Origin of the sequence: Clostridium sp. CF012, assembly GCF_018861755.1 — a bacterium.
In the GTDB taxonomy this organism is placed as follows: Bacteria; Bacillota; Clostridia; order Clostridiales; family Clostridiaceae; genus Clostridium_AD.
Map to the genome: position 1 here is coordinate 144,528 of NZ_JAHLEF010000008.1, position 17,161 is coordinate 161,688.

17 protein-coding genes are annotated in these 17,161 nt (G+C 29.3%); 8 read left to right on the forward strand and 9 right to left on the reverse strand.

Going from position 1 to position 17,161, the window contains the following annotated elements; all coding sequences use genetic code 11:
* The first annotated feature begins 532 nt into the window (after nucleotides 1–532).
* Nucleotides 533–1,201, forward strand: a complete 669-nt coding sequence (aat, locus tag KPL50_RS10275; RefSeq protein WP_216298365.1) for a leucyl/phenylalanyl-tRNA--protein transferase — start codon at nucleotides 533–535, stop codon at nucleotides 1,199–1,201.
* 113 nt (nucleotides 1,202–1,314) lie between these two features.
* Nucleotides 1,315–3,783, forward strand: a complete 2,469-nt coding sequence (locus KPL50_RS10280; RefSeq protein WP_253200555.1) for an ABC transporter substrate-binding protein — start codon at nucleotides 1,315–1,317, stop codon at nucleotides 3,781–3,783.
* Nucleotides 3,784–3,850: 67 nt separating this feature from the next.
* Here the strand turns inward: KPL50_RS10280 and rd are convergent, their stop codons facing one another.
* Complete coding sequence (gene rd / locus KPL50_RS10285) at nucleotides 3,851–4,012, reverse strand: rubredoxin (protein WP_216298366.1); 162 nt, start codon at nucleotides 4,010–4,012, stop codon at nucleotides 3,851–3,853.
* 413 nt (nucleotides 4,013–4,425) lie between these two features.
* Between rd and KPL50_RS10290 the strand changes: the two genes are divergently transcribed.
* The 5 genes from KPL50_RS10290 (at nucleotide 4,426) to KPL50_RS10310 (ending at nucleotide 8,743) form a co-directional block, all read left to right on the forward strand.
* Nucleotides 4,426–5,082 carry a response regulator transcription factor gene (locus KPL50_RS10290; RefSeq protein ID WP_216298367.1) on the forward strand — a complete coding sequence of 219 codons (657 nt, stop codon included), beginning with the start codon at nucleotides 4,426–4,428 and terminating at the stop codon, nucleotides 5,080–5,082.
* Between the two features lie 3 nt (nucleotides 5,083–5,085).
* Nucleotides 5,086–6,534 carry a HAMP domain-containing sensor histidine kinase gene (locus KPL50_RS10295; RefSeq protein ID WP_216298368.1) on the forward strand — a complete coding sequence of 483 codons (1,449 nt, stop codon included), beginning with the start codon at nucleotides 5,086–5,088 and terminating at the stop codon, nucleotides 6,532–6,534.
* Nucleotides 6,524–7,288, forward strand: a complete 765-nt coding sequence (locus tag KPL50_RS10300) for a YcdB/YcdC domain-containing protein (protein WP_216298369.1) — start codon at nucleotides 6,524–6,526, stop codon at nucleotides 7,286–7,288. The genes KPL50_RS10295 and KPL50_RS10300 overlap by 11 nt, the downstream gene beginning before the upstream one ends.
* 299 nt (nucleotides 7,289–7,587) lie before the next feature.
* Entirely contained in the window at nucleotides 7,588–7,848 is a 261-nt protein-coding gene (locus tag KPL50_RS10305) for an N-acetylmuramoyl-L-alanine amidase (RefSeq protein WP_309245166.1), read from the forward strand.
* On the forward strand, nucleotides 7,829–8,743 hold the full coding sequence (locus KPL50_RS10310; protein ID WP_216298370.1) for a polysaccharide deacetylase family protein: 915 nt from the start codon (nucleotides 7,829–7,831) through the stop codon (nucleotides 8,741–8,743). The genes KPL50_RS10305 and KPL50_RS10310 overlap by 20 nt, the downstream gene beginning before the upstream one ends.
* Nucleotides 8,744–8,861: 118 nt before the next feature.
* On the opposite strand, the gene KPL50_RS10315 is transcribed toward KPL50_RS10310, so the two are convergent.
* The 7 genes from KPL50_RS10315 to KPL50_RS10345 all read right to left on the reverse strand — a co-directional run bounded on the left by KPL50_RS10315 (nucleotide 8,862) and on the right by KPL50_RS10345 (nucleotide 15,701).
* Complete coding sequence (locus KPL50_RS10315; protein WP_216298371.1) at nucleotides 8,862–10,049, reverse strand: MalY/PatB family protein; 1,188 nt, start codon at nucleotides 10,047–10,049, stop codon at nucleotides 8,862–8,864.
* Between the two features lie 157 nt (nucleotides 10,050–10,206).
* Nucleotides 10,207–10,440, reverse strand: coding sequence for a hypothetical protein (locus KPL50_RS10320; protein ID WP_164955372.1), 234 nt, complete (start codon nucleotides 10,438–10,440; stop codon nucleotides 10,207–10,209).
* A gap of 117 nt (nucleotides 10,441–10,557) precedes the next feature.
* Complete coding sequence (locus KPL50_RS10325) at nucleotides 10,558–11,049, reverse strand: LURP-one-related/scramblase family protein (protein ID WP_216298372.1); 492 nt, start codon at nucleotides 11,047–11,049, stop codon at nucleotides 10,558–10,560.
* 18 nt (nucleotides 11,050–11,067) lie between these two features.
* Nucleotides 11,068–12,819: a DUF4153 domain-containing protein gene (locus tag KPL50_RS10330; protein WP_216298373.1), complete on the reverse strand. Its 1,752-nt coding sequence runs from the start codon at nucleotides 12,817–12,819 to the stop codon at nucleotides 11,068–11,070.
* A 24-nt stretch (nucleotides 12,820–12,843) separates the two neighbouring features.
* Nucleotides 12,844–13,635 (reverse strand): RelA/SpoT domain-containing protein, encoded by a 792-nt coding sequence (locus KPL50_RS10335; RefSeq protein WP_253200556.1) that lies wholly within the window; start codon nucleotides 13,633–13,635, stop codon nucleotides 12,844–12,846.
* Between the two features lie 47 nt (nucleotides 13,636–13,682).
* Nucleotides 13,683–14,543: a putative RNA methyltransferase gene (locus tag KPL50_RS10340; RefSeq protein WP_216298374.1), complete on the reverse strand. Its 861-nt coding sequence runs from the start codon at nucleotides 14,541–14,543 to the stop codon at nucleotides 13,683–13,685.
* 132 nt (nucleotides 14,544–14,675) lie between these two features.
* The gene (locus KPL50_RS10345) at nucleotides 14,676–15,701 is read right to left on the reverse strand and encodes an AI-2E family transporter (RefSeq protein ID WP_216298375.1); all 1,026 of its coding nucleotides are present in this window, start codon (nucleotides 15,699–15,701) and stop codon (nucleotides 14,676–14,678) included.
* Between the two features lie 164 nt (nucleotides 15,702–15,865).
* Here KPL50_RS10345 and KPL50_RS10350 point away from each other — a divergent pair, with 164 nt between their 5' ends.
* Nucleotides 15,866–16,126: a glutaredoxin domain-containing protein gene (locus KPL50_RS10350; protein ID WP_216298376.1), complete on the forward strand. Its 261-nt coding sequence runs from the start codon at nucleotides 15,866–15,868 to the stop codon at nucleotides 16,124–16,126.
* A 44-nt stretch (nucleotides 16,127–16,170) separates the two neighbouring features.
* On the opposite strand, the gene KPL50_RS10355 is transcribed toward KPL50_RS10350, so the two are convergent.
* The gene (locus KPL50_RS10355) at nucleotides 16,171–16,905 is read right to left on the reverse strand and encodes a hypothetical protein (RefSeq protein ID WP_216298377.1); all 735 of its coding nucleotides are present in this window, start codon (nucleotides 16,903–16,905) and stop codon (nucleotides 16,171–16,173) included.
* Nucleotides 16,906–17,161: the final 256 nt, after the last annotated feature.

Genomic DNA, 17,161 nt, shown 5'->3' on the forward strand with positions numbered 1-17,161 from the left:
GGTATTTATTCATTAGATTTATTTTATTTATCTAGACCTTTTCCAGAATCAGTAACATTGACCTAATCCTACTTTAGTTTCATTTTCTAGTCGTCCTATGGTTTCCGATAAAACTCTACATATTAACTCTAAATGACAATCTTTAAAATCAAGTCTTTTAGAAGTTAGAATACAAAGTTGCCATTGCAATGTTTCTAATAAAAACATATTATATATGTCTGTAGGAACATTTTTTTTTACATAGCAAGTCTTTTAAGAGCCTCATAATCATGGATCTCGTAAGCTTTTGTAATAACATGCTTGTACTCTTTATAGATAGTTTCATCAAAAAACATAAAATCACCTTCCTTTAATAGAATTTATGTTGAAAAATTTAATATTATTACGATTGATTGGTTTTGTTAATATTGTTAAGTAATCTTCAAATGAAAGCATTAATAATGCTGATATGAACTTTATCAGGAGTTCGGTTGCAAGGCACGTAGGCTAGAATTAATACTTTTATATTAGTAGATTTTGAAAGGAGTGTATTATGCCTATTTATAGATTATCAAATGATTTAGTATTTCCTGACCCATCTCTTTCAGAGGACGATGGTCTTTTAGCCCTAGAAGGAGACCTATCTCCCGAGAGATTACTTCTTGCCTACTCAAATGGAATATTTCCATGGTTTTCAGAGGAGGAGCCCATACTTTGGTGGTCACCAAATCCAAGATTCGTTCTTTATCCAAAGGATATTAAAATTTCTAAATCTATGAAAAAAATACTTAAAAAGAATACCTATAGAGTTTCCTTTGATACTTGTTTTAGAGACGTTATATCCAATTGTTCTAATATGAGAAAAGAAGAAGGCACATGGATTACAAATGAAATGATTGAAGCTTACTGCAAGCTACATGAACTTGGCCTCGCTCATTCTGTAGAGGCCTGGTATGAAGATAAACTGGTTGGCGGATTATACGGCGTAAGTATTGGTAAATGTTTTTTTGGTGAATCCATGTTTTCAACTATGGATAATGCCTCAAAGTCGGCATTTATTACTCTTACCAAGGTACTCGCGGAAAAGGGTTTTGTTTTAATTGACTGCCAAGTTCATACAAATCATTTGGAAAGTTTAGGTGCAGTTTATATTTCTAGAGAAGACTTTTTACAAGTGGTACAAAGGGGAATTTTAATAGAACCTTTGAAATTGCACTTTTAGTTAAATAATTCCTTATATTATTCAATAATTATATTGACGTTTTGATTATTTTGTCTAATAATGTATATATCTGATTATTTCAAAAAACTTTTTTTACTATTAGGGGGATTAGAATGTTAAAATGGAAGCTACGAAAATCAAGCTCTAGTGAAACAGCTATAGAAAATAACATAATAAATGATAAAATGGAGTGTCTACCATCTCAAAATAAACTTGCAGTTTTGAAACATAATCAAAAATGTATTGTTAATAAATTAAGTAACAAAATTGATGAAACCGGTTTTGCTACAGAAAATTTAATTGGTATTACCGACAATATTAATCAATATGTGGAAGTGCAGATGAGTTCCATTGACAAATTGGTAAATGAAATCACTAATTATTCTGCATTAGCGGAGGAAGTGCTAGCAAGCACTGAGAATTCAAAGCAAATAGCGGAACAAACAATGGAAATAGCAGAAGAAGGCCGTAAGGCCGTAGATAATTCTATTAAAGCCATGAGTGAAATAGAATCTTCTGTAAGCGACGCAAAGTCTGTTGTCATGGATCTTAACACAAAGTCTGCACATATTAATGAGATGCTTAATGTTATTAAAGATATAGCTAATCATACAAACCTGCTTTCTTTAAATGCTTCTATCGAGGCAGCAAGAGCTGGAGAGGCTGGTAGAGGTTTTACTGTAGTAGCTCAAGAAGTTAAAAAATTAGCAGAAAGAAGTGTGGAGTCTGCTGGATTTATTTCAAAGACCATAAATGAAATAAATGATAGTATCGCTCATACAATTGCTGCTATGGATAAGACTACTGATAAAGTAAAGGAAGGAAGTGACATAGCGCAAAATACTATGTCTGTTTTCCAAAATATTATTAATGCAGTACAAACTAGCACTGATGTAACTGCAGAAATAAATATAGCACTAGTAAGTCAAACAGAAAATTTAGAAAGTGTTATAAGCTCTACAGAAGAAATGAATCACACCTCCGAGAAATTATTATCAGTTGTAGAATCTGCTTCGTTAAATACACAATATACAAAGACTTCTCTTAATATTCTATGGGAGGTTTCAGAGGATTTAAAATATATATCCGATAAATTGCTCCAAGAAATTCCTGCAACTACTAAAGAGGACTCTATTTTAAGAACCTGTCTGCATGGTGTACCACTTGGATTTGATCCAGCCCTTGCCATTGATCAAGAAAGTGGGCAAGTAATTGTAAATGCACATGCGGCACTACTCAGCATTGGTTCTTCTGGTGATGTTTCTCCAGGCATAGCAAAAAGCTGGTATGTAGAAGAAGATCATTTAACTTGGGTTTTTAATTTAAGAAAAGGTGTAAAGTTTCAAAATGGACGTGACCTAACAGCTACTGATATTAAATATTCCTATGAAAGGATTTTAAGCCCTGCATTGAAATCACCAAATAGTTGGTTTCTTGAAAACATAGAAGGTGCTACTGAATATCTTCAAGGGCGTGTTAAAGAAGTTGTTGGAATAAGAGTATTAGATAAATATAGAATTTCTCTAAAGCTTACAGTTCCCTACACTGGGTTTTTATTGAATCTTGGACAATATTGTTGTTCTATTATAGCAAATGAAGAAATTTTAAAGGGCAAGATTGTTGGTTGTGGTCCCTTTATTTTAGAAGATGTAAAACCTGATGGTTGTACTCTTACAGCATTTAAGGATTACTTTGGTGGTGCTCCTTATGCAGACAAAATCAACATTGAGTTTAACCCTGAAAATCCTGCAGAAAAGTTTTTAAATAAAGATTATAATTTTATTACAGTAGACAATAAACCCCTTATGGAAAGTTTGAAAAATTCAGAATCCTCCTCAATCAATATGAAGGATGTTATGGGAACTTATTATGCTGGCTTCAATTTAAAAAGTAATTCTCCACTGATTCAAGATGAACAAATAAGAAGGGCATTAAATCATGCTATTGACAGAAAAAGAATTATCAAAGAAGTTTTAGGTGGCATGGCCATAGAATCAAAGGGTCCTTTCCCACCTAGCATAATAGATAATAAGTATTTACCAGCTTTTGATTACAATCCTACTATGGTTAAGGATTTAATAGCTAAAAAAAGATTAGGATCTTCGCTAAAACTTAAATTACTAATGAGAGATGGAAGTCCTGATACTGTATTTAATAAAATTGCACAATACATCCTTGAAGACTTAAAGAAAGTAGGAATTGAGTGTAATGTTGAAAAGGTGGCCTCTGATAAGTATTTTGCGAGTATACCTCATAGTGATTTATTTATAAGTAGATGGATTGCCGATACTGGTGACGCTGATAATTTCCTTCAACCTAATTTTAATCATACAAATTATACGGATTTTACAGGATATAAAAATGATGACGTACTAGAAATGATGAATAGTGCTAAAGAAATATTAAATCCAGTTAAGCGAACTAAGGTGTATGAAGATATTCAAAAGGAAATTATTAATGAAAGTCCATGGATTTTCTTATATCATCCTCAAGTAGGTGTAGCTACTAATGCTGGTATATTAGGCGCAAGACTAAATCCTCTAGGAATTGTAAGATTTGAAGATATTGTTGTAGAGCAATAAACCTAGCTATAGATAAAAAACAAATCAGCCTAAAGATATAAATCTTTAGGCTGATTTAATTATATTACTATTCTACTTTTTCGAACTCTGATTTACTAACTCCACATAGTGGGCAAACCCAATCTTCAGGTATATCTGAAAACTTAGTTCCTGGGTTAATTCCACCATCATCATCCCCTACTGCTGGGTCATAAATGTAACCGCACACTGTACAAACATATTTATCCATAAACAGCCTCCTTAAAATTTATTAATAAGATTACATTTCAGTTGCTTATGTAGAAATAAACATGATTTATCCTCATACACTTTCTAATAACTGAAACTTATGGTTATGTTACCATATCTCGTATGGATTAACAATGCTTCTTTTTCTTGATAGTGAATATTAAGTAAAATATTCAATTATTGATCAGTGAAAATTATTATTTATCAGTACTCTACTTTATGAAGATTGAAGATTTCAGCACAAATAGCAAGTCCAAGTCATGCTCCATTATTGGGTAAGAATCTAAAACTTTACAACAACTTTACATTTATGATAATCTTCTCATATATAAATAGTTTATAATTAAAAATGCTAATTATTTATATTAATAGCTTTGAATAAATATAGCAATAATATTACTGGAGGCGATATGTTTGAAACAAAAGATTCTAATAGTAGAAGATGATTTAGCAATATCAAACTTAATCAGATTAAATTTAAATATAGCAAATTATGAAACTAAAGAAGTTTATGATGGCTTAGAAGCAATTAATATAATTGAAAATGAACCTTTTGATTTAATACTACTGGATGTTATGCTTCCAAGTGCTGATGGTTTTACTATAATGGATAAAATAAGATACTTAGATATTCCTGTTATATTTCTTACCGCTAAAAACTCAGTTATTGATAAAGTAACTGGATTAAAATCAGGAGCAGAAGATTATATTGTAAAGCCCTTTGAGTCTCTAGAACTGTTAGCAAGAATTGAAACTGTTCTTAGAAGATATGGAAAAGCTAATGACGCTTTGGAATTTAAAGATATTAAAATATATTTAAAAGAGAGAATAGTAAAAAAGAGTGGTCAAATAGTTGATTTAACTCTTAAGGAATTTGAGCTATTATGTATATTAGTGAAAAATAAAAATATAGCCTTAACTAGAGATACACTGTTAGAAAAAGTATGGAAATTTGATTACTTTGGAGGAACTAGGACTGTTGATATGCACATAGGTTCAATTAGAAAAAAATTAGACCTAAATGATAATATTAAGACGGTTTATAAAATTGGATATAGGTTGGAGGAATAATAGATGAAATTTTGGCAAAGAGTATATATTTTATTTTTGACTTTATTTATTTTAACATTTAACTTTGCAGGAATTTTAATAATAGAAAAGATTCATAACGAAACATTAAAAAGAGAAGTAGATAGATGTTTAAGTGAGCATTTAAGTATTTATTCAGGGGTGAGTTTAAGTATTCCTGTGTACGGCACTTTAAGAAGGTATTCCCGTAATATCAGCTCTGATGATGAAATTTTATCTAATGCCATCAATGATTATTATAAAGAATACAATGATAAAAATGTTTATGTAGAGATTTTAGATGCAAAAAATAAGAGTGTATTTAGTAATATAAATTTTAAAATGCCTTCTAAAAGAGAAGAAATCAAATCACTTCAACCAGATAAAAGACAATATATAATAAAGGATATAGATGATAAATCCTATATATTCATATCAAACTTGATAAATATAAACAATAAATCCTATAAATTTACTTATTCACGAAATATATCAGGAATTTATGAAGGAAGAAAAAATCAGTATGTTTTCTTTTTTAAACTGGACGTAGCAGTATCTTTAGTTTTCATGGTGTTTATGTATTTCGCAAGTAAATATATAACAAAACCAATCCTGAATCTTATAGGAGCTACTAAAAGAATAGTTAAAGGAAACTTTTCAGAAAAGGTAGCAATAAAATCTAGGGATGAATTTGCTGAGCTGGCAGAGAATTTCAATATAATGGCTGAGGTTGTTGATGAAAAAATAAATGAATTAGAAAGAAATAATAGTGAAAAACAGAGGTTTATCGATAACTTGGCCCATGAATTAAAAACACCATTAACTTCTATAATAGGGTATGCAAATTTACTTCGTACCACCAAATATAACGAGGAAATTTTCATAGACGGTCTTGGTTATATATACAGAGAAGGAAAGCGTTTAGAGGAATTATCTTTTAGGCTAATGGACTTAATACTATTAAGAAAAGAAGAGTTTAAGCTACAAAATGAAAGCATAAAAAACATTGCTCTTGAAGTAAAAGGGTCATTGCTTCCAAAACTCATTGAAAAAAACATAAACTTAGTAATAGAGGATAATGATTTTGAAATGATGATGCAACGTGATTTAATGAAGGTATTACTATCCAATCTTATAGACAATGCTATAAAAGCTTCCAAGGTTAAATCAGAAATTAACATTGGTATTAACAAATATAAATATGAAGTTGAAATAAAAGATCATGGCATAGGGATTGCTAAGGATCATATAGATAAGATCTTTGAACCCTTCTATATGGTTGATAAAGCAAGAACTAGGGCAAGTAATGGTGCCGGATTAGGTTTATCAATATGTAAAAAGATATTGGATATTCATAGTGGATGCTTTGTAGTTGAAAGTGAAATAGATAAGGGAACATCAATTAAATTAATATTTAATAATTGTAAAGGTGGTGACTCCTTCAATGAAGCATAAAATAATACTTCTCATATTATTGATTTCGAGTATTTTTTTAACTTCCTGTGGTGATTTTAGTAACATAAAAAAAAATCAACTGGTAGTTGTAAAGCTTGATAAAAATACTATATCTACTTCAGATGTTGCGAATGGGAAAAAAATCTTAACAGATGAAGGAGCAAAATTAAAAGCTCTAGAAATTTTAGAAAAATATTTTAATGTGAAACTTTACCTGACAGAGGTTGGGAGTGACGTTCAGTTCATTAATTCATCAATGTTAAAAAAAGAGTTAGGGCCGATAAATCCAAGTAGTTATTCAAAAACGCAATTGGAATATAGTAAATCTGTGTTAGAAAACGGTTTTTATGCGGTAGACTTTTTTACAAGAGTAGAAAAGCAAGCACAAGATACAAATTACGCATACTTTTCTATGAAAATAGATTCAAAAACAGGAGAATGTATATATTTTAGCAGTTATGATACTAAGGTTATATCTTCTTCAAACAGTAGTATTGATATAATTGATATAAACGAAGCAAAAAAAATAGCAAAAGAATTTATTCTAAAAAATAATATTGGTAATATTAAAAATATAAAGTTAGTTAATCAAAATCCGAAAAGCGTAAAATCGGAAGTTGGATACAGTTTACTATACGAGGATGCTGACGTAGCTAGTAATAAAGTAATGATTGTTATTGATGGAAGCACTAAAAAAATATACAGTTTCTCAATAGGAGTAATGGAGGTAATTCAATCTAATCCTAGTTGGTAAAAGAATAAACAAATGGAAGAAAATTATAATACTCACTTTTAACAAAATCTTATTTTGTTAAAAGTGAGTATTTTTTTAGAACTAGATAATTCTTTTCTTTACATATACTTTACAACTATTAAAAACTTCTGATATATTCTCCTATTATAATTAAATATATCAGATAAACGATAAAAAGCAAAAACAATGTAGAAAGAAGGTGAAAATCTTTGAAAAAAATTTGTTGAAAATAAGTATAAAAGCACTCTTTTTATTCTTATTCATTACAACCTATTAATATTTCTAATTTTACAGTTTGTATTGATGCGGGCCATGGCGGATATGATATCGGTGCTAAAAACTCATCAAATATTTTTGAAAAGAATGTAACATTAAAAATTGCTCTTAAAGTAGGCGCACTTTTGGAAAGGGACGGAATTAAGGTATTATATACAAGAACTACCGATGAAGTATCCTGGACCTCTGATAATAAGCTAGATCTTAGGGCAAGAGTTAAAGTATTAAAATTAATGTTTAAATATAACAAAGGAGATAAAAATTATGAGAAGAAAGAGGAATAAATTTAATACAATAAGAAACACTGTAATTATAGTATTTTTTATTGTATTATGCAGTTTAGTTTTTACAGGCTATACATATTTTTCTAAAGCGGATGTTCAAGCCAAGGAAAATCAGGTATTACAGGCTAAGGCACAGGAAATAAAGGAAAAAGCTAAAGAATATAAGAAAGCTAAAGATTTAAGTACTAAAGCCAATGATACTTCACATGTTGATGCTTATGATATACAAAAAATATCGGCTATAGCTGACTACAAAGGAGAGAAAGATGGTAAAAAAATAGCATTTCTTACTTTTGATGATGGTCCGTCTACTACTGTAACACCCCAAATATTAGATGTATTGAAAAATAATAACATAAAAGCAACCTTCTTTACTGTTGGAAAACTTATAGAATCTAATAATTCAAGTAAGGATCTTATAAAAAGAATCTTCGAAGAAGGACATGCTATAGGAAATCATAGTTATAGTCATGAAATGAAAAGACTATATCCTCATAACAAACTTGATGTAAATGCTTTTATGACTGAACTCGAAAAAAATAACAATATCTTAAAAGATATTTTAGGACAAGCTTTTAATGCCCGAGCAATAAGAATGCCAGGTGGTTATATGTCTAGATTGTATTACAAGGATCCTAGTTTGATTGAATTGAATGCTAAGTTAAAAGAAAAAGACCTGTATAGTATAGATTGGAATGCATATATTTTCGATGCTGAGGGTGAAAAGAAAACTGCACCCGAATTAGTAGAGGCATTTAAACAATCTGTAGGTACACAAGAAAAGATAGTAGTATTAATGCACGATACCTATGGTAAGGAAGAGACTTCAAAAGCATTACCTGAAATTATAGACTATCTAAAAACAAATGGATATGAATTTAAAATTATAAAATAATACCTTCAAATATACAATAAAATAAAGGCTTTAGTTAAACCTACTATAAGCCTTTATATATTTAAATCTGCTGGAAATGCAGGATGTAAATCCATGGCTAAGAAAAACAATATAAAAGTCAATGATCTTTATAAAAGAATTTATTAACTGATTTTTCCACTCTTCCAAGGGCTTCTTCTAATACACTTCTAGCACATGCGATATTAATTCTTTGAAACATAGCGCCCTCTATCCCAAATAATATTCCATCATTAAATCCTACTTTAACACTTTTTACAAAAAAATCTTGGAGCTCCTGTGAGGACATATTGAGTGCTGCGCAGTCAATCCATACAAGATATGTGCCCTCTGGTATTATTACTTTAAGTTTAGGTATACGCTCTTTAATATATGCCATTAGGAAATTTAAGTTTTCTTCTAAGTATTGCATTAATTGCTGGAGCCACTCGTCACCTTCATTATAGGCGGCTTCTAACGCTACAGTTGCAAAAGAGTTTATTTCAGTTGAAGCATTATTCTCTAAAGTGATTTTGTACAAATTCCTTAACTTTTCATTGGGAATAATTATATTTGATACTTGAAGACCTGCCATATTAAAAGTCTTACTTGGGGCCGTACATATAACAGAGTTCTCAGCAAATTCTTTTGATATGGAAGCAAATACAGTATGCTCATTTCCCTTGTAAATAAGATCAAAATGAATTTCATCAGATATTACAAGGATATTGTTATCTATACATATTTGTCCAAGTTCTATAAGTTCCGATCTAGACCATACTCTGCCTACAGGATTATGTGGATTACATAATATAAGCATTTTTGTTCTATTAGTGATTTTTTCCTTTAAATCTTCAAAATCCATTTTATAACAGCCTTTTTCATAAATTAGTGGATTTTCAACAATTATACAACCATTGTTTTTTACAGAACTATAAAAAGGATGGTAAACTGGTGTTTGGATTATAATTTCATCTCCTGAATTTGCATAAGTTCTAATTATATAATTTAGAGCGGGGACTATTCCTGGAGTATAAATTATCCATTCTTTTTCTATGTTCCAATTATGCTGCTTATCCATCCAATTAATTACCGCTTTATAATATGATTCACCTTTTAAAGTGTACCCATATATCTCATGACAAGCCCTCTTCCTTATTGCTTCTGATATAGGTTTTGCTACTTCAAAGTCCATGTCTGCTACCCACATTGGGATTACATCACTATCTCCAAATTTTTCTTTAACTATGTCCCACTTAATAGATTCTGTATTAAACCTATTAACAATTTCATTAAAATCATAAATCATTTTCTAGCCTCCTTATTCATTATTCCTTATAAGTACACAATAATTCTTGCTCCTGCTAGCTTTCTATTTATCATTATAACCAAAATATAGGGAAAATGATACAATATAAATGTATCATTCTCCCTATATTAAATCGCTCTTAGTAAATAAATAATTCTTATCTAATATTGTATTTATTGATTACCTTATTCCTTAATTTTATGCCAAGTGTCTCATTTACAAATCTATCAATTATATCTTCCTTAGTAGCTTTACCTTCTACAAATATGTTATATCTCTTGCAAAGCTTACCTAAATCACCCTTACTTATCTCACAAGTTTTAACAAAGCTTTTTGCAGCTTTAACACTAGCCATAATCATTATACGTTTATATATCTCATCATTAGTCATATATGCACCTCTAATCTCTTATTTATCTAATACATTATAACATCTTAAAGAGCATGAATAAATCATTATACATAAATTAATAAAATTTTATTAGATAATTCAATATTTTAGTAGCATTTATCCATTATTTTTGTTTTTGTTATCATGTAGTACTTGATCTACTACAATTACCATTGCTAATATAAATGCATGATTTTCTTGTTCATTGATATTAATCTCATAAGTATCTCCCCAAGATAACCATTTTTTGTTTACTTCCGCTATAGAGATACCATTTTTTGTAATTGAAAAGTCATGAGCAAAAAAATCCCCTTCAATCTCGTAATCACCCATATTGCTATCTATATCAAACCTATTGCTAAAGAAAGTAAATTCTTTTTTCACTCTTGCAGCATAGTTTCCATTTAAGTATATATTGTATTCCGGGAGTAGCTTAAATAACTTTTGCTCAATATAGACAATTTCATTATTACCCATATCGTAAATTTTAAGCTTATTTCCTATGGAAAAAACCTTTCCTTCTACATTGAACACATCATTACCTGAAACGTCTTGAATGCTAAACTTATCACCTATAGAAAATATTTTTTCTCGAATATAAAACTTCATATAAGTTCCCCCTTATTGTTATTCTAATTTCACAAGAACATAAAATTCAAAATTCTTCGATTCTATTTTACCACTTGAATTATTCTTATTTCCAGATATACTAGAGAATTGAATCTTAATTTTTACTTTGCCATTTTCATCTTCAAAAGACATTTCCTCTGAAGGAATATTTTTCTGATCTTGGTTACTACCATATTTGTCCATCAATAAATTTGTGAAATCCTGCAAATTCTTTTTATAAATAGCTTTAGCATCTTGAGTTATTTCTAATGTGCTTGATTTATAATCAAAATCTATGCTAAAGCTTGTGTTACTAACCTGCTGTCCATTAGTTCTTGAATCAAAGAAATAGTCATATCCTCGTATATCAATTGGTTTTAATGGACCTGATGAATTAAAATAAAAATATCCATTGTTGCCTGTATTATATTCATCTGTATATTTTACGCCTAAAACTCTTTCCATATCAGAATTTTTAAAGTCCTGTGGCAAGCTTTTGACATCTTTTAGACTGTGATTTCTTTGAAAGTAATTAAGAATACTGGATATCTGCCTAGAATCCTCGTTAGAAACCGCAGCACTTGCTTTAATTACACTGCTATCTTTAATCATATGGTTTGCAATAAATATCTTATCTAGCCTCTTATTTTGGCTGTATTTTGAAACTGAATAACTACTAAAAGGACCAAATACAGATATAGTAGTTATTGCTACTAGGGATAGTGGGAGGAGTATATTTCTTAGTTTTTTTGTAGCCGCAAAGTAAATCATAATTAAAAATACCCATATACCAAGTGCTACAACAAAGTATCTATTTTCAGTTACACCATATGCGTTAATTCTTATTCCTATAGAAATAAACATCATGACTATTAGTGGGAGGATTGCCTTTGGGAAATACTTCATATACTTTTTAGTCCAGGTCTTTTCATTGAGTAATGGCGATATGAAAAATAAAACCGCTGCACTTATCACAGAATACCAAAGCACGAGATTAGATACAAGTCCTTCTGGCCACTGTCTTGTAATGATTATCTTTCCAAAATATATATATAGGATTATTGTATATACTGAAATAAGTGGCATTATTATATATAGCACAAGTACATTCAAAAGACGAGAGTAGTCGTTTAAAGTTAACTTTTCATTTTTTGTAGGAATCCCTGCAAGAAAAAATGATGGTGCAAATGTACCAGCAACAATAAGGAAAGTGTAATAGTAAAGTTCACCTTTTATATTAATTCCTAGAAGTTTATCAATTGTAAAAAGAATTGCCGAAAGCCCAAGATATAAAACTAAGGAGTATAAAACTGTAGTAAAAAATCTAGTGAAAACCCTTACAACAAAAATCTCAAAGTCCGGGCGGTCTGGGAGATATGATATTATAAGAAAAATCAAATAAAGAATAAGGCTAAATGCAATATATCTTGACATTGCAACCATCCTTATCATCCCAATCTCCTTTAGGAAGAGGTAATAATAAATGATTAGTAAAACAGTACCTCCTAAATAAGACACATATAGGGAGACCTTTTTGCACTTCTCTAATCCTTCAAAGTAAAGATTAATACACAGTGAAAGTGGAACCCCAAGGGCAAGTACCATAGTTATTCTACCAAGAGTTTCAATAAAATCGCCATTTGCTTGTGGTGCTATTTCTGATATATAGATAAGAAGTATAACACAGGCCGTTGATATACCAATCGTTTGTGGAAATCTATTAATACTGCTCACAATGCCTTTTACTATTGCATTAAATATTTTTTTCATTACAAACCTCCTTCTTTTTTAAATTTAGTTTTCTCCTTTAAGCTCCTTTATTTCCTTGTCCTTTATCTCAATTATCTTTTCATATTTTTCTTCCATTTCAGTCCAATTTTTATTTAGTAGATTTATTAGAGAAGCCATTTCATCGGAACTACCTGCTATACGATTAAATAGTAATAAATTAAGTGCAAGCACTTCTGGAATTTTATTATGAGAATATCTTAGCTGATGGTCAATTTCACCATAGCCTTCCTCAAAGATTGTTCTCACCTGAATCTCTGCTATAACCTTTTGACTGGTGGGGAAAAATTCTATCAAATAGTGTACAGAACGGTATCCTGATTTTCTAGAATGAATTTGAATATTAAGTTCATCAAACCTTTTAGTATCATCGCCTTCACGAACATTAGCAGTTATTTCAATTACTTTCCAAGTATTATAAATAAAATTATGTATTTCTTCCCAATCTTCTTTAAAAATATGTATTGCTCTAACCCCTATTAAATCATTTATTTCTTCTTTATAGTTGTCGATGGAAAATTGAAATTCTAAGCCATACTTTTCTTTTCGTCCAGGCGTTTTTCTAATTATCTTTTCTATTAACCTATCTGGTTCTTTAACTCTAGACTTTACTGAATGTATTTTTTTATGTGTTCTTAGTGTATCTGCTATAAATCCAGCCTGACTTTCATAACTACTCCTATAGCTATCAAAGTCAGTATATATTTCATTTAATACCGCCCAATCAATTTCATTTTTAATAATATCATCTTCATCAATATGAGTTTTGCTTAAGAAGTCGTCTTTTTTAAGATTCATGATTTCCCCCTAATTAATATAATATGCTAATGCACTTAAGTATATTATTAACACTTTTCATATACATTAATATTAAAATGGAGCAGAGTCGAAAGTTTAGAAGTGCCACTCGCTTTTTCTCTCATACAATTATCAAAAGTCCAATAGTAAGGAGTCATTGAAATAAGATTCCTTACATTGTCCCCATCATCTACATGAATATCGTACTTAACTTCTGCTCTGTCAATTAACTTAAAGCCCTCAAAGGAAATTTCTTTTTCCTCATGTTTTCTAGGGTTTACATATAATATTTCTTTTAATCCATATAAATGTTGAATGCCAGGTGTTATAACAATTAGCTTGCCATTATCCACTAGAACCCTCTTAAGCTCTGTCTCATCAGATGGTGCAAAGTTTCTAATAATAATATCTATGGTATTTGTCATTATAGGTAAGTTGAAATTACTTCCAACAATAAAGTTGATTTTTTTATCTCTTTTAGTAGCATAAGTAACTGCGGCTTTTGAAATATCTACACCGAAAAAATTGATTTTACTATTTTGAGTGTGGTTAGATTCACTTTCATAAATAGCTTCCTTTAACCTACATAAAAAGTACCCTTCTCCACAACCAGCATCAAGTATATTTACAGTATTTCCACTTATATTTGATATTATTATCTCATTCAATTTTTCAGAAAAGATGTGATAATATCCTTTATTTAAAAAGTCTCTACGACCTTCCATCATTTCTTTACTGTCTCCTGGTTCTTTTGTGTTCTTTTGGTTAGCTAGCAAAAGATTAATATATCCAATGCTTGCTATATCGTAATTATGATTATTTGTACATATATATTGCTTTTCATGTTTTTTTAGACACAAATTACAAACAGGACATTTTAATATAGATTCCATATTTTCTGTTGTCACAAAATCACTGCCTTCCTTAAAACCATTTTTTATACTATCCCTAATTTTATTCTTTGTTCCAAACTTTCATATAATGAGTTCCCTGCAATATGAGACATAAATTTACTTTCCCTTATATTAAATTCAATTCTTTTAACGTGATTTTTTTTCGCTCAAATCCACTCCAATTATATCTAATAAGAATATAAATATTGGTATTCCAAGAAGTAGTCCCCAAATGCCCATAAAGTGTTCTGACACTATTAATGTAACAAACGTAAAAAATATTGGAAGATGGGTGGTGTCAGACATAAGCTTCGGGTTCAAAACATAACTTTCAATAGCATGAATTAAAAAAATCATGATGAGCACAAAAACTACTTTAATTAATCCACCTATTTTAAATGCAATTAAACATAGTGGGATTAATGAAATAAATACTCCAGCTACTGGTACAAGACTTAAAATAAATATCATAAATGCAAGTGCTAGTAATTGAGGAAATCCCATTATAGTAAGTCCAATAATTGATAATACCGTGTTTGTAATAGCTATCATTATTTGAGCCTGTATTACTTTACCGAAAGAATTTAAAAAGTTAGTACCAAAATAGCTAATGTAGTTATATTCCACTGATATTTTGCTATGTTTAAATTTATATACAAATTTTAAGATACTGTCTTTCTCTAATATAAATATGAAGCTTATTAAAAGTGCCATAAAAAAATTCAAACTCCATTTCCCAAAATCAGTTACAAAAAGCATAATACTTTGGATACCAGATTTTGCATAACTGGCTATGTCAATTTGCTCTAATATGGGTGTGAAATAAACCATTATCCCACTAGTAGTCTTTGGAAATTTAATATACTCCATTTTATCTAGGATAAATATACTTTCTGAAATAGCAATAGGTATATACTTAACTAATAGAAGAACTATAGTTACTGCCATAAACATATATATAATTATAGTAATAATAGTTGGATTTACTTTTATAACTTTGTTCATTTGCTTAACTAATAAACATTGTAAACTATTTGCTAAATATGTAATCATAAAAGTTAATAAAACTAAATTGATAATGGATCTTATTAAATATGCAAATAACACTAAGGTAGCTAATAATATTATTTTTATTACTGTTTCTCTCTGAAATAACTGTTTAACTGTTTGCATTCAAGATGCTCCTTTATTTCTTTTATTTATTTTTAACTATTTCATTATATCAAATCATTTAACTGATTTCTATAAATAATTATTATTATAATAGCTGAAGAATGAGAAAAATAGTGTATACTATTAATATATATATTAATTTGAAAGTTTGGTGGTGATATTAAATGAAACCAGTAATGATGTTTGTAACTGAATGGTGTCCATATTGCAAAAAGGCACTTACTTGGATGGATGATATAAAAAAACAAAACCCAGAATACGCTGATATTGAAATTAAAATAATTGATGAAGAACTTCAACCTGATATAGCAAAACAATACACTTACTACTATGTACCTACCTATTATGTAGATGGTGTAAAAGTTCACGAAGGAGCCGCCTCTAAGAATATTGTTAGTAAAGTATTTGAAATGGCATTAAAATAGAAAACTATATATTAGGCATCTAAAAAAATAAACTAGCAATTAGACTAGTTATTTTTTTTTAGATACCTCATTTTTTCGTAATATTGTAATTCTAGTCTAAACTTCTTTTCAATTTCTTTATATTCCCCCAAACTGTGAAGCCTTATAAGAAAAATGTCGATCCCCTTTTCCATATTTACAATGTTTTTTCGCATTTTAGCTAAGGATACTTTATCCACGATTATCTTTCTTTTATATTTTTCTATATTATTGTTATCATATTGCATATCCTGCCTGATTGTTCCTTTTCTATTATTACATTGTATAATTTTAGTTTTTATACTCAATTCATTAGAATATGTCAAAAATACTCTTCTATAGCTTCTTAAAAATATTTTCTTAATAAATTTAAATTTTTCACTTTTTAGAAAAATCCGAAGAGCTTCATTATACTCTTTACTTTGCGCTCTCTCTTGTACTATTTTATTTTCTAATTTATTCATATGGAGCTTAATCAGCTTAATCTCCTGCTTGCAATGTTTGATTTTATTTTTTAGCTCTATTTGTTTTTTCTCGGAGTCTTTTATCTTTGATTTATTTATATCTATATTTCTAATAAACTCTTTCTTATATCCATCTAAAGCTTCAGTGTCAAATACAGGTATCTTTAAAAGATTACATATAGCATTTCTAGATTTAGTTAAATTTTGAACTTCACATTTCATCTCTTCTAAAATATCGCTGCTTAATTGAAATTCCATTACAGTAGCATTGTAAGTTTCATTATCATCTACCATCATTGTTACTACCTCTTTTCCATTTTAAAGCCAATAATTCATAAATGTATTTTACCATATTTGTGAAATTTCTGCAAAGTTCTAAAGCCATAGAAATTGCTAATTTAAAATATAAATTTTGTTTTAATTTTATGTATATATTTTTAAGCCTCGGATATACTATTACTGTAGTCAACTAGCCAACATTAATCACATAGTGGGGAGATGTTAGTTATGTTAATCAATAGATTTATAGTTTTAAGCGTAGGCAGTATTGCTA